The 13,413-nt window shown below is 72.1% G+C and carries 13 protein-coding genes; 1 reads left to right on the top strand and 12 read right to left on the bottom strand.

Annotated elements, in window-relative coordinates:
* Nucleotides 1-13: 13 nt before the first annotated feature.
* Entirely contained in the window at nt 14-2,296 is a 2,283-nt protein-coding gene (locus tag GA0070617_RS12490) for a hypothetical protein (protein WP_091436672.1), read from the bottom strand.
* On the bottom strand, nt 2,293-3,093 hold the full coding sequence (locus GA0070617_RS12485; protein WP_229688325.1) for a hypothetical protein: 801 nt from the start codon (nt 3,091-3,093) through the stop codon (nt 2,293-2,295). Before GA0070617_RS12485 ends, GA0070617_RS12490 begins: the two co-directional genes overlap by 4 nt.
* 211 nt (nt 3,094-3,304) lie before the next feature.
* Between GA0070617_RS12485 and GA0070617_RS12480 the strand changes: the two genes are divergently transcribed.
* Complete coding sequence (locus GA0070617_RS12480; protein WP_229688297.1) at nt 3,305-4,192, top strand: Crp/Fnr family transcriptional regulator; 888 nt, start codon at nt 3,305-3,307, stop codon at nt 4,190-4,192.
* A gap of 51 nt (nt 4,193-4,243) precedes the next feature.
* Here GA0070617_RS12480 and pheT read toward each other — a convergent pair whose 3' ends face one another.
* The 10 genes from pheT to GA0070617_RS12430 all read right to left on the bottom strand — a co-directional run bounded on the left by pheT (nt 4,244) and on the right by GA0070617_RS12430 (nt 13,280).
* The gene (gene pheT / locus GA0070617_RS12475) at nt 4,244-6,814 is read right to left on the bottom strand and encodes a phenylalanine--tRNA ligase subunit beta (RefSeq protein WP_091436669.1); all 2,571 of its coding nucleotides are present in this window, start codon (nt 6,812-6,814) and stop codon (nt 4,244-4,246) included.
* Nucleotides 6,815-6,853: 39 nt separating this feature from the next.
* Nucleotides 6,854-7,921: a phenylalanine--tRNA ligase subunit alpha gene (gene pheS, locus GA0070617_RS12470; protein WP_091436668.1), complete on the bottom strand. Its 1,068-nt coding sequence runs from the start codon at nt 7,919-7,921 to the stop codon at nt 6,854-6,856.
* A 261-nt stretch (nt 7,922-8,182) separates the two neighbouring features.
* Nucleotides 8,183-9,028 (bottom strand): TrmH family RNA methyltransferase, encoded by an 846-nt coding sequence (locus GA0070617_RS12465; protein WP_091436667.1) that lies wholly within the window; start codon nt 9,026-9,028, stop codon nt 8,183-8,185.
* 29 nt (nt 9,029-9,057) lie between these two features.
* Nucleotides 9,058-9,450, bottom strand: a complete 393-nt coding sequence (rplT, locus tag GA0070617_RS12460) for a 50S ribosomal protein L20 (RefSeq protein ID WP_091436666.1) — start codon at nt 9,448-9,450, stop codon at nt 9,058-9,060.
* A 33-nt stretch (nt 9,451-9,483) separates the two neighbouring features.
* Nucleotides 9,484-9,678 (bottom strand): 50S ribosomal protein L35, encoded by a 195-nt coding sequence (gene rpmI / locus GA0070617_RS12455; protein WP_091436665.1) that lies wholly within the window; start codon nt 9,676-9,678, stop codon nt 9,484-9,486.
* A gap of 18 nt (nt 9,679-9,696) precedes the next feature.
* Nucleotides 9,697-10,347, bottom strand: a complete 651-nt coding sequence (infC, locus tag GA0070617_RS12450) for a translation initiation factor IF-3 (RefSeq protein WP_091436664.1) — start codon at nt 10,345-10,347, stop codon at nt 9,697-9,699.
* A 338-nt stretch (nt 10,348-10,685) separates the two neighbouring features.
* Nucleotides 10,686-11,132, bottom strand: a complete 447-nt coding sequence (locus tag GA0070617_RS12445; RefSeq protein WP_091436663.1) for a PH domain-containing protein — start codon at nt 11,130-11,132, stop codon at nt 10,686-10,688.
* Nucleotides 11,133-11,143: 11 nt separating this feature from the next.
* On the bottom strand, nt 11,144-12,130 hold the full coding sequence (locus tag GA0070617_RS12440) for a DMT family transporter (RefSeq protein ID WP_091436662.1): 987 nt from the start codon (nt 12,128-12,130) through the stop codon (nt 11,144-11,146).
* On the bottom strand, nt 12,127-12,972 hold the full coding sequence (hisG, locus tag GA0070617_RS12435) for an ATP phosphoribosyltransferase (RefSeq protein WP_091436661.1): 846 nt from the start codon (nt 12,970-12,972) through the stop codon (nt 12,127-12,129). Before hisG ends, GA0070617_RS12440 begins: the two co-directional genes overlap by 4 nt.
* A 44-nt stretch (nt 12,973-13,016) precedes the next feature.
* Nucleotides 13,017-13,280: a phosphoribosyl-ATP diphosphatase gene (locus tag GA0070617_RS12430; protein ID WP_091436660.1), complete on the bottom strand. Its 264-nt coding sequence runs from the start codon at nt 13,278-13,280 to the stop codon at nt 13,017-13,019.
* Between the last annotated feature and the right edge of the window lie 133 nt (nt 13,281-13,413).

Genomic DNA, 13,413 nt, shown 5'->3' with positions numbered 1-13,413 from the left:
GAGTGCATGTTCATCACTGGCCCTCGTAGGTGAGTCGTCGTATCTCGGCAAGGAAGGCGTCGTGCGGCAACTGCGCCGCCCAGACGTGATCGAGCTGGTGCGCGAGCCGGCGACGCAGCGGCCGTTCACCGGACACCACCTGGCGCAACAGCTCCAGCAGGAAGTGGGAGAGTTCGGCCCGGCCCTCGGCCCGACTCAGCCAGAAACCCAACGTCCGCCAGGCCCGGTACGCCGTCTGGGGGATGCTCAACGCCGCCACCCAGCAGGTGGCCAGGTCATCCATCCGGATGCGGCCGTTGCGAGCCAGCTCGAGCAGTTCCGGCCAGTGCTCCCGTGGCGCGTCGGCTGCCCGGTCCGCCAGGACCCGCAACGCCCGGCCGGCATGCAGCCGTACCTCGGGGTGGTCCGACGTCGCCCACTGGGCCAGCGCTGGAAGCACGCTCGCGGCATGTCCGGCGACGTACACCTCGACCAGGCCACGAACGACCGAGTTGTGCCAACGCTGCATGCGTGCCTGGGCGACCAGACGAAGCTGCACCAACGCGGCATCCGGCCAGATCCGAGCCAAACCCAGAGCGTACGCCCGGGCGACGGTGTCACGCAGATGAGCCGGGCCGCCGGCAGCCCACCGGTCCAGTTCCGTCCGGATCTGTAACCGGAGTTGCGGTTGCATGGCCATCGCCACCAACGCGATGGCGGCGGCCTGACGGACCCCGGCCCGTCGTTCCCTCGCCAACTGGTCGACCGTCTCCAACGCCGTACGTAGCCCGTGCCGGGCCGACCAACCGATGGCGCCCGCAGCGGCCTGTCGCACACCTCCCGAGTCGCTGCGGACGAGTTCCGCGAGCCAGCCGAGCAGCTGTTCCGGCAGCCACCAGTCCGACCAGGCGACCTCCAGCAGGCTGGCCCGCAGTTGTTCGTTGCCGGTCGTGAACTCGATCCGCCGCCCGCCCGGACGGTCGTCGTCGACCAACTGCACCACCTGCCCCAGGCTCGGACCGAGCAGCGCCTCGATTCCCGGCCCTAGAGAGCCGACATGCGGTGCGCCGGCGTCCGGCTGACCCAGCGCGGTCGGCTGCCGGGCATCCGGCAGGCCAGTGCCGTGCGCACCGGTCAGCCGGCGGGCAGCGGCGTGCAGCTCAGCAACCGGCTGACCGGCCAGCACCGCGCAGGTGAGCCGAAAGGCCCGACGCTGGTCAGGGTCCGCTACGGTGGCCACCTCGGTGCTCCGGTCCTCGAGAGCCAGGATCCGGGCCGCCCGGTCCCGCAACTGTCGAGGCAGCCACCGTCCGAGCCACTCGGTGAGATCGGTGTCCACGTTGACGTGCGGAGCAAGTAGCTCAGCCAGTCGCACTGCCTCGGATGTCCGGCAACCACCCGCCAGATGAGCCGCCAGCAGGGGGTGCCGGAGAAGCCGCTGTTCGAGGTAGGCGTTGACGCAGGCTCCCCGGCAACCGTCCGGGCACCGCCCGACACACCGGTCCCGCAGCCGGTGCCGCAGCTGCGCCTGGAACACGTCGGCGGCGGCCGGAGCGCGGTGCTCGACCAGGCGGCCGGCGAGTTCGTGGTGGTTCCGATCGAACTCGCTTACCAGAATCAGTGTGGCCCCACCGGACTCCACTCGGGCGGCAAGACCGATCAGGGTCATCCCGTCCAGGTTCCGAACGGCGGTCTCGTCGAGGAGCAGCACGTAGCCGTACCCCCCGCGCACCGGCGCCTCGCTCCGGAGAAGGTCAGCCAGATGCTCCGCGCCCAGCACGCCGACCCGGTCGAGGCCATGATGTCGAGCTGAGGCAAGGCAGGCGGCCGTGTATCGCCCACTACCGGCTGTTCCGGAGAGGCAGACCAGACGACGCTGTTTGAGCTGATGGTCCAGTTGCTCGTCACTGGGGGCGGGCGCATACCCGGCCGCGAGTGCCCCGACCCACTCCGCGCTGAGCGTCTCGGACCAGGTTCGCCCGCCGTCGGAGCTGACCGCCGTGGTGATGTTCACCGTACCGATGGCCGTCGCCCCTGGCCCGGTGGCGTTCTGACCCCTGACCCGGACATCCCCGACCTCGATCGCGGACGCGCCGAGCAGGGAGGACAGGCGGGTGAGCACGTCGGTGGGATCGAGTTGCTCCTCCGGCTGGTCGGCCGGTGGTTCCTCGTCGCTACTCCCCGCCGTCTGCCGTACCGGCGGGAGATCGGCCGGTCCCACCTCCCGCTCGGTCTCGATGCCCGAGTCGACCGCGGGCTCCGCACGGGGTGCCAGGTCCGGCCCACTGGGCACTCCGTACTCGTCGCCGACGTTCACCGGCCACCACGCTCAGGGCCGAGGTTGAGATCACGCCCCACCGAACCGATCGCCGTCGCGTTCCGGCCGATCGCGTTCTGCCCCTTCACCCGGATGTCTCCGGTACGGATCCGCTCGTTGGCGTCGACGGCATGGTCACCAGATCCGCCGGACGTCGGCCGAGGTCCGGGGTCGGTCGGCGTCGAGGTCGAGCCGGTGGGATCGTCCGGGCTTTCGGGAGGGGGGACGTCGTCCAGCGATGCGATTCCGACGAGGTTCTCATCAACCACGCAGACCCAGGCGTACTCGTGAAAACCCTTGTCGGGACGACTGATCCGCACCCTACGGAACCGCTCTGGACGCATCTCCTCCGGATACTCCGAGACCACGTCCCGGTAGATGTCGGTGGAGACGACCAGGGCGACGCCCGCGTCGGGAAAGGCCGCGAGGGCTCGCCGTACCGGGCCGGCGTCGCAGAGCCGGGAGACGAACACCACGGCGTGGCCCGGGAAGCCGTTCGCCCCGTCGAGATGCACGAGCCCCTGGTGTACGGCCAACCGTAACCTGACCCGAGCCGCCTGGATCCGGCTTTCGTTGTACGCCCGAAGCCGTCGGTTCACCTCCGGCACGAACCGGCCGATGACCCGCGACTCCGGCACGTCCCGGGGAAGGATCGCCAGTTCCCCGTCACCGGCCTGCTGGGTGGTCCAGGAAGCCCGGTCGAGACCGACGTCCCGAGCCGCCGCGTGCAGGAGCGTGTGGAACGCCTCCTGCGCCTCGTACTGCTGAACGTTGCCGCGCCCGCTGTACCTCTCCATGTCCACCGATATCAAGAGTCGCCGTTCCGGATGGCGCATCTATCTGTCGCCTTTCGCCCCGGCCCGCCCCCGTCGGGCGGGCCAGAGGACATCGAACCGCCGGCGGCGGGGCGAGACCCCGTAGATGTACGGCATTCGCCGAGCCTGTCGAGCATCGGTCATCCCACCCGGAGCAGGAATGTCTCGGAGCCGGAGCGGGTGTGCTGGACAGATGACGATCGACGTGACCGAGTTGCTTCTGGCCACGGGGTGGCCACCCGCCCAGATCCTCGGGGTGGTGGCGTTGCAGGCGCTCCTCGGTGCCGCCCTGAGAAGCGGACAGTTGCGCTACGCGCGAGGGCGACTACTCTTCGACGGATCTCATCGAACCGAAGGGGCAAAGTTGTCGATGCGGCGAGGCGAACCGTCGGCACAGGATTGGCCGACCGGGACATTCCTGCGGCGATTGGATCCGGCAGTCCGACGCGCCCTGCTCGACCTGGGGGTACACCGCACGGTCCGCAACGGACAAATCCTGATCCATGAGGGAATACAGGAGTCTCACCTGATACTGCTGGAGGCGGGCCTGACCAAGGTGACGGCGGCGCTGCCCGACGGGCGGTCCGCGCTGCTGTCGCTGCGGGTCGGGGGCGACCTCATCGGCGAGATGTCCGCTCTCAATGACAAGCCCCGGTCCGCCACCGTGACCACCTGCGGCCCCACCCGCTACCGGGTCATCCCGCGAGAACGCTTCAGCCACTTCCTGCGTGAGCATCCGCAGGCGGCTCTGGAACTCGCGGCCATGGTCTCCGACCGGCTCCGCTGGTCGAACCGACGCCGGATCGACTTCACCTCGTACGGGGTGTCCGTCCGGGTGGCCCGGGTCATCGCCGAGCTGTCCCGTACCCATGGCCGGAGCAGCCGCGACGGGGTCATCATCGACGTGCGCCTGACCCAGCCCGAGCTGGCCACCATCTGCGGTGCGGCGGAGACCACCATCCAGAAGGCGCTGCGGGAACTCCGCGCCGACGGCCTGATCGACATCGGCTACCGGCGGATCACCGTACGGGACCTCGCCGGCCTGCGTCAGTTGGGCCAGCTTGACCCCGAGGACGGTTAGAAAGGGCCCCTTCTATACAGAAAGCGTTAACAAGGGGCCCTTCCTTACACGTCAGCGGAGGGTGGCGCCGTAGAGGGTGGCGGCGCGGGCCACGGCGGCGTCGCGGGCGGCGACGGCCTCCTCGACGGTCAGGGTGCGGTCGGGGGCACGGAAGGTGAGCTTGTACGCCAACGAGCGTCGGCCCGCGCCCAGCTGCTCCGAGGCGTACACGTCGAAGAGGCGGACGCTTTCCAGCAGCTCACCCGCCCCCTCGATCAACGCCTGCTCGACCTTGGCCGCCGGGACCTGGTCGTCGAGGACCACCGCCACGTCGATCAGGGCCGGCGGGAAACCGGAGACGGTGGGCGCGGCGACGGCTGCCGCGGTCGGCAGCGCGTCCAGGTCCAGTTCCATGGCGCAGGTACGCCGGGGCAGTTCCAGGCCGGCGAGCACCGCCGGGTGCAGTTCGCCGGCGTACCCGACGACGGTGCCGTCGACGAGCAGTTCGGCGCAGCGGCCCGGGTGCCAGGGGGCGTGCTCGGCGGCGCGTACCTCGATCCGGTCGGCGGGGATCTCGGCGGCGGCCAGCACGATCCGGCCGGCCTCGACGGCGTCGGCCCAGCCGGCCGGTCGGCCGGCACCCCACCAGCCGACGGGTTCGACGTCGCCGGTGAGCACGACGGCGACGTGCTGGGGTTGCGCCGGCACCACCGCGTCGGCGGCGGCGAACTCCTCGTCGGTGGGCCGCCGGTCCACGCCCATGGCCGGCGGGGCGCCGGCGCCCGTACGGGGGTGGAAGACCAGGCCGATCTCGTAGAGGGCGAGGTCGCGCTGCCCCCGGCCGAGGTTGCGGCGGACCGCGTCGAGCAGCGGGCCGAGCAGCGTGGTGCGCAGCTGCGGCTCCTGTTCTGACAGCGGGTTGGCCAGTCGGACGGCGGGGCGACGCGGATCGTCGGCGCCCAGGCCGAGCTGGTCGGCGAGTTGCGGGCCGACGAACGGTTGGCTGAGCACCTCGACGTAGCCCTGTTCGGCAAGCGACCGGGCGACCGACCGTCGGCGGCGCTGCGGCCAGGTAAGCCCTCGTCCGGGCGGTGCGGTGGGCAGCACCGACGGCACCCGGTCGTACCCGTCGAGGCGGACCACCTCCTCGACCAGGTCGGCCGGGTCGGTCAGGTCGGGCCGCCAGGTCGGCGGGAGGACGGTGAGCACGTCAGCGCCGCCGGCCGGCACGCCGGCGTCGCCCGGGTCCTCGGCGAGCCGGTCGGTGCCCCGGGTGACGGCGCAGCCGATCTGCTCCAGGATCGTCACCACCCGCTCGGTCGGGTAGTCCACCCCGACCCGCCGGCTGGGCAGGTCCGCCGGCAGGACCACCGGGGTACGCGCCGCGACGTGGTCGAGGTCGAGAAGTTCCGCGCCGGCGGTGCCGCCGCCGTGCTCGGTGAGCAGCCGGACCGCCCGGTCGATGGCGACCAGCGGCAGCGCCGGGTCGACGCCCCGTTCCCAGCGCTTGGCGGCCTCGCTGAACAGCTTGTGCCGGCGGGCGGTCCGCCCGACCATCGCCGGGTCCCAGTGCGCGGCCTCGAAGAGCACGTCGGTGGTGGAGGCGATCACCTCGCTGGTCTCGCCGCCCATCACCGCGGCCAGTGAGATCGGCGTCCCGCCGTCACCGGCGACCGGGCTGGGTAGTCCGGCGTCGCAGATCACCATGTCCTCGGCGGTCAGCACCCGGCTGACACCGTCCAGGGTGGTCAGCTTCTCGCCCGGCTCGGCCCGGCGGACCACCAGCGGCCCGGTGATCCGGTCGACGTCGAAGGCGTGCATCGGCTGGCCCAGTTCCAGCATCACGTAGTTGGTGATGTCGACCGGCAGCGAGATGCTGCGGATGCCGGCGACGGTGAGCCGCCGCTGCATCCACCCGGGGGTCGGCGCGGTCGGGTCGACGCCGCGGACCAGCCGGGCGGCGAACCGGTCGCAGCCGACGGTGTCCCGCACCACCACCGGGTACGCCGGTTCGGCGGTCGCGCCGGGGGCCGCGGCCAGCCCCGGGTCGTGGAACGGCACCCCGAGGGCCAGGGACAGCTCCCGGGCCAGGCCGCGCACGCTGAGGGCGTACCCCCGGTCGGGGGTGACCTCCAGCTCCAGGACCACCTCGTCGAGGCCGACCACCGGACGGGCGTCGTCGCCGGGCTTGGCGGCGGTGTCGGCGGGCAGCACGATGATGCCGTCGTGGTCGTCACCGAGGCCCAGCTCCTTGGCCGAGCAGATCATCCCGTGGGAGTTGCGCCCGTAGGTCTTGCGGGCCCCGATGGCGAAGTCACCGGGCAGCACCCCGCCGGGCAGGATGACCACCACCCGGTCGCCGGGGGCGAAGTTGCGCGCCCCGCAGACGATCTCCTGCGGCTCGCCGGTGCCGTTGGCGGCGCCGACGTCGACCCGGCAGAACCGGATCGGCTTCTTGAAGCCGGTGAGCTCCTCGATCTCGACGACCTCGCCGACCACCAGCGACCCGGTGACCGACTCCCGCAGGTCGGTGACGGCGTCAACCTCGATGCCGAGGTCGACCAGGGCCTGCTCCAGGTCGCCGGTGGACAGGTCGGTGGGGAGGTCGACGTACTCCCGCAACCAGCTGACAGAAACTCGCATGACTCAGTTCACCGTTCCCGTGACTCGTACCCGCATCGTCTACGCCCCGGCCCCGAACGCGCGGGTGAACCGCACGTCGCCCTCGATCATGTCCCGCATGTCGGCGACCCCGTGCCGGAACATCACGGTGCGGTCGATGCCCATGCCGAAGGCGAATCCGGAGTAGACCTCCGGGTCGATCCCGCAGGCCCGCAGCACCCGGGGGTTGACCATGCCGCAGCCGCCCCACTCGACCCACTGCGGCCCCTTGCGGTGCTCGGGGAACCAGACGTCGAACTCGGCCGACGGCTCGGTGAACGGGAAGTAGTGCGGCCGGAAGCGGGTCCTGGCGTCCGCGCCGAACATGGCGCGGGCGAAGTGGTCCAGGGTGCCCCGCAGGTGGGCCATGGTGATGCCCTTGTCGACCACCAGCCCCTCGACCTGGTGGAAGACCGGGGCGTGGGTGGCGTCCAACTCGTCGGTGCGGTAGACCCGGCCGGGCACCACCACGTAGATCGGCGGCTTGCGGGTGAGCATGGTGCGCGCCTGCACCGGCGAGGTGTGGGTCCGCAACACCAGGCCGGAGCCCTCGGGCGCGACGTGGAAGGTGTCCATCAGGCCCCGGGCCGGGTGGTCGGCGGGGATGTTGAGCGCGTCGAAGTTGGTCCACTCCAGCTCGACCTCGGGCCCCTCGGCCACCTCGTAGCCCATCCCGACGAAGAAGTCGCTCACCCGTTCCATCAGGACACTGACCGGGTGGCGGGCTCCGCGGGGCCGCCGGTCGTACGGCAGCGTCACGTCGACCCGCTCGGTGACCAGCACCCGCGCGGCCTGCTCCCGCTCCAGCAGTTCGGCGCGGGCGGCGTAGGCGGCCTCGATGGCGCGGCGGGCCTCGTTCACCCGTTTGCCGGCGTCGGACTTGGCCGCCGGCGGCAGCGCGCCGATCTCCCGGCGGGCCAGCGACACCGGCGACCGGTCGCCCAGGTGCGCGGGGCGCAGCGCGGTCAGCGCGTCGGGGTCGGCGGCGTCGGCGAACGTCTTCTCGGCGTCCGCGACGGCCTCGGCCAGGGCGGCCGGGTCGAGCAGGGCGACCTGCTTCGGGTCGTACGGATCGTTGCGGTAGCTCATGGCGTACGGGCACTCCCTCACGGCGGGCCGACCCTTTCGGGCGGCTAGGCGAGTCTACGGAGGCGCGGCTGTGCCGCAGCCCGCCGGTGGGGAGTCGAGCAGGGGTAAGGGTCAGGCCCGCCGCCCGCCGACACCGGCGGGCTGGCTAAACGAACGCCGTGGCGCGTCGCGCACGTGACCGACTCCCCTGCTGTGTGCCCGCGCACCCGAGGTGGCGGTGGCCGCGCCGGCCCCGGACGCGGGGTCGACCCCGCGGTGGCGTCAGCGCAGTGCTCTGGCGGAAGCGTACAGGCAGACGGCGGCTGCCGCAGCCAGGTTGAGGCTCTCCGCGCGCCCGTGCAGCGGCACCCGGACCCGGGCGTCGGCGGCGGCGGTCAACTCCTCGGGCAGGCCGTGCGCCTCCGAGCCGAACAGCCAGGCGGTCGGGGCGGCCAGCGTACCGGCGTCGGCGAGGTCGTCCAGGTCGGTGTCGCCGTACCCGGTGGTGGCCAGCACCCGCAGCCCGGCGGCCCGCAGCGCGGCGACCACCTCGACCGGGTCGGCGGCGCGGACCACGTCGACGTGGAACAGGCTGCCGGCGGAGGCGCGCACGCACTTGCCGTTGTACGGGTCGACGGCCGCGCCGGCGAAGACCACCGCGCGGGCCCCGGCAGCGTCGGCGGTACGCAGCACGGTGCCGGCGTTGCCCGGATCGCGGATCCCGGCCAGCACCGCGACCAGGCGGGGCGCGGCGCTCAGGGCCTGGGTCAGCGGCACGTCCAGGTGCCGGCAGAGCGCCACCAGGCCCTGCGGGGCGACGGTGTCGGTGAGGGCGGCGAGCGCCTCGTCGGTGACCGGGGAGACCGGCACCCCGGCGACGGTGGCCAGCCCGGTCAGGTCGGCGTGGCGTTCCAGCGCGCCGGGCGTACCGAAGAGTTCGGTGACCACGTCGGGGACGGCCAGGGCCTCGCGGACCGCCTGCGGGCCCTCGGCGAGGAACCGGCCGGCGCTGTCGCGGTCCCGGCGGCGGTGCAGCCGACGGGCCGCGACCACCCGCGGCGTGCGTGGGGTGAACAGCGTGGTGTCCGGTACGACGTCAAGGCGCCTCCCCTGCGACGGTGACCGCATGGGAGACGCCTCGACCTGGTACGGGTGGATCAGGCGGCCTGGGCCGCGGCGCCACCGGTGCCCTCGGCGGCGACGGCCGCGCGGGCCACCTCGACGATGGCGGCGAACGCCGTGGCGTCGTGGACGGCGAGATCGGCGAGGATCTTGCGGTCCACCTCGACGCCGGCTAGCTTCAGGCCCTGGATCAGCCGGTTGTAGGTCATCCCGTTGGCGCGGGCGCCGGCGTTGATCCGGGTGATCCACAGCTGCCGGAAGTCGCCCTTGCGGTCGCGACGGTCCCGGTAGGCGTACTGCATCGAGTGCAGCACCTGCTCCTTGGCCTTGCGGTACAGCCGGGAGCGCTGACCGCGGTAGCCACTGGCGGTCTCCAGCAGGGTACGGCGCTTCTTCTGGGCGTTCACAGCCCGCTTGACGCGTGCCATCTCAACTCCTTAAGTGCGTAAAGGTGGCGCGCGTCAGCGGCCGAGCAGCTTCTTGATGCGCTTGACGTCAGCCTTGGCCAGCTCGACCGTGCCGGTCAACCGGCGGGTCCGGGTGGAGGCCTTCTTCTCCAGGTTGTGGCGCAGCCCGGCCTGCTGGGCAACGATCTTGCCCTTGCCGGTCACCTTGACCCGCTTGCCCATACCCGTGTGGCTCTTCATCTTCGGCATTGGAACGTCTTCTCCCTGTTACTGACCGCTGGTGTCGGCGGTCGTGCCGGTCTCGCCGGCTACTGCGGTCTCGCCGGCCGCCGGGGTCTCGCCAGCCGCCGGTGCTGCGGAATCCTCCGCGGCCCGGTCGCGAGGGCCGCCACGGGACGCCGTCGCGGCGACCGCGGAGGCCTTGACGGCCCGGTGCGGTGCGAGAACCATGATCATGTTTCGGCCGTCCTGCTTCGGGGCGGCCTCGACGTATCCCAGCTCCGTGATCTCGGACTCGAGTCGACGCAGGAGCCGGTAACCCAGCTCCGGGCGACTCTGCTCGCGACCGCGGAACATGATCGTCACCTTGACCTTGTCGCCGGCCTTGAGGAACCGCACCACGTGACCCTTCTTGGTCTCGTAGTCGTGCGGGTCGATCTTCGGCCGGAGCTTCATCTCCTTGATGACGGTCTGCTGCTGGTTACGCCGTGCCTCGCGGGCCTTGAGTGCGCTCTCGTACTTGAACTTGCCGAAGTCCATGAGCTTGCACACCGGCGGGCGGGCCATAGGCGCAACCTCGACCAGGTCCAGATCGACGTCCGCGGCCAGCTGAAGGGCGCGCTCCAGTGGGACGATGCCCACCTGCTCACCCTCGGGGCCGACCAGTCGGACCTCACGTGCCCGGATCTGCTCGTTCACGCGTGGTTCGACGCTGATGGGGCCTCCTCGAGTCCGTTCCTACGGGTGACCGACTCCGTGGGCTCCCGGGTGGGAGCCGCCCGGAAAGCAGAAGGCCCCGGCGCATGCCAGGGCCCGCTCGACCGGTCGGCACGATCACAGGATCGTGCATCCGGACCAGGGTCGCCCCCGGAACCGGTGACCGGACCCGACCACCTGAAGACGGTGACACGGGTGGGAGCAGGCGCTCCGCTTCGAGGCTGTCAGCACTCAACCACGTGTGATCGAGCGTCGGACAGCCTGGTCGACTCCGTCACTCTACACGGCCACCCGGACCTGCCCCAACCGGGGCGCGCCGGTCAGGGGCGGGCCGGGGTGGCGTGGTGGGCCTGGTGCAGGCGGCGCAGCGCGCGTACCCCCTCGACGGCCAGGTCCTTGTCGGCGGCCTGCAGGGCGACCATCGGCAGCAGGTCGTCGTCGTGCAGCTCCAGGCTGGCCCAGGGCGCGCCCCGGTCGAACCGGACCCCACGGACGACCTCCCAGGGCAGCTCGTAGGAGCCGATCAGGTTGCGCACCCGCACACCCCAGGCGTCCGCCTGCACCCGGGGCCGGGTGAAGAGCAGGATCGCGAGGGCGCCGAGCACCCCCAGGCCGACCATGGCGAACTGGTCGCCGCGCTGGAAGGTGCCGTAACCGTCACCGGTCGGACCCTGCAACGAGGTCGCGATCAGACTGAACACCAGGACCAGCGCGATCGCCGAGCCCCAGCAGACCACCCGGATACGGCGGGGTCGCAGGGTCACCATCTCTGATCCACTCACCCCACCAGTCTGCCATCGCCGCCCGGGCGCGCTTCGGAGGCCACCGAGACCGGGTGTCGGGGGCCACCGGGCCGCCGCCGGCCGGGCCGACCGCCGGAGACCAGCACCGCTGCCAGGGTCAGGGCCGCGCCGACCAGCACCGGCCACCGCAGCCCCTCCCCGCCGGGCAGCAGCAGGTCCAGCAGCAGGGCACCGGTGAGCTGACCGGTGACCACGGCCAGACCGGCCCGCAGCACCCCGACGGCGTGCACCCCGACCAGCAGGGCGACCACGATGCACACCCCGAGCAGCCCGCCGGTGTAGAGGTACCAGACCGGCGGCCAGCCCGCCGCCCCGGTGGTGGCACCGACGGCCAGCGCGACGGCCAGCACCACGACGGTGCCCACCGCGAAGTTGACCAGGGCGCTCGCGGTGGTGGTGCTGGCCACGGCGAGCCGACCGTTGAGGGCGGCCTGCAGCGACACCACCGCGCCACCGACGACCACCAGCAGCACCACCATGCCGGCCAGCTCACCGAGCGGTCGGCCGACCTGGGCCAACGCGACCGCGCCCACCGCCAACACGGCCCCGGCGACGCGGGGACCGGTCAGCCCGATCCGCCCGATCGGGGCCAACCCGGCCCGGTCCACCGCGAGCCCGCCGAGGCTGCCGCCGGCGACCTGGGCGATGGTGAACACGGCGATCCCGAGCACCGGCACGGCGTAGGTGACGATCACCACGATCGTCGCGCCACCCAACCCACCCAGGTACGTCCACCAGGGCGGCCGGGTACGCCGCAGCGCCGCCAGCCCGGCGCGCATCGACGGCAGGGCCAGCAGCCCCACCAACAACAGCAGGGTGCCGCCCAGGTTGTTGACCACCGCGCCGAGCACCGGGTGGCCGGCCCGCTGGCCGAGCTCGGCGTTGATCGTGCCCTGCCCGGCGGCGGCCACCCCACCGAGCACGGCGACGGTCAACGCCACCGCGGTCGGCGGTCGCCTCACAGCCGGCAGGCGTGCAGGTTGGTCACCAGGATCGCCCGGGCGCCCAGGTCGTACAGCTCGTCCATCATCCGGTGCACGTCGTCGCGCTTGACCATCGCCTGCACCGCCACCCAGCCCTCGCGGTGCAGCGGGGAGACCGTCGGGGACTCGATGCCCGGGGTGAGCGCGCTGGCCCGGTCGAGCAGACCGGCCGGCACGTCGTAGGTGAGCATCACGTAGCGCCGGGCGACCAGCACCCCCTGCAGGCGACGCAGCATCTGGTCGGCCGGGGGGCACCCGGTGGCGGCGATCCGCCGGACCATGATCGCCGAGGAACGCAGCAACGGCTCACCGATGATCTCCAGACCGGCCTGGCGCAGCGTGGCGCCGGTGGAGACGACGTCGGCGACGACGTCGGCGACACCGAGCCGGACGGCGTTCTCCACCGCACCGTCCAGCCGGATCACGTCGGCGGTCAACCCGTGCTCGTCGAGGTAGCGCCGCAGCACCCCGGGGTAGGCGGTGGCGATCCGGTGCCCGCCCAACTCCTTCTCGTCGGCGACGGTGCCCGGGCGGGCCGCGAAGCGGAAGGTGGCTCCGCCGAAGGCCAGGTCGAGGACCTCCTCGGCGGGGGCCCCGGAGTCGACAAGCAGGTCCCGGCCGGTGATGCCGAGGTCCAGGTCGCCGGAGCCGACGTAGGTGGCGATGTCCTTGGGGCGCAGGTAGAAGAACTCGACCTCGTTGGCCTCGTCCCGGCAGACCAGGTCCTTCGGGTCGCGGCGCTGGCGGTAGCCGGCCTCGCGCAGCATCTGGGCGGCCGGCTCGGCCAGGGTGCCCTTGTTGGGTACGGCGACACGCAGCATGACGGAGTGCTCCTTCGATCGACGGGGATCAACGGTGGGGGCACTCACAGATGTCGGTAGACGTCCTTGAGCTCCAGGCCGGCCGCCAGCATCAGCACCTGGGTCTGGTAGAGCAGCTGTGAGATCTCCTCGGCGGCCCGCTGCGGCCCCTCGTGCTCGGCCGCCATCCACGACTCGGCGGCCTCCTCGACGACCTTCTTGCCGATGAAGTGCACCCCCTTGTCCAGCGCGGCGACGGTGCCCGAGCCGGGGGTGCCGGCAGCGGCCTTGGCCTGCAGCTCGGCGAACAACTCCTCGAACGTCTTCACGCCGGCGATTCTTCCAGTCGGCCACCGGTGCCGCGCAGCGGGCCCGGTCGGTGCCACCCGATGGTCGGCGCCTGCCCGAGCGGGCATAGCGGGCCACAATCGGGCGGGTTGACAGCGATATCGGGCAGAGGTT

The organism is Micromonospora yangpuensis (assembly GCF_900091615.1).
GTDB classification, from domain to species: Bacteria; Actinomycetota; Actinomycetes; order Mycobacteriales; family Micromonosporaceae; genus Micromonospora; species Micromonospora yangpuensis.
The sequence above is the reverse complement of the archived record's forward strand: the minus strand, read 5'-3'. Positions and strand labels throughout refer to the sequence as shown.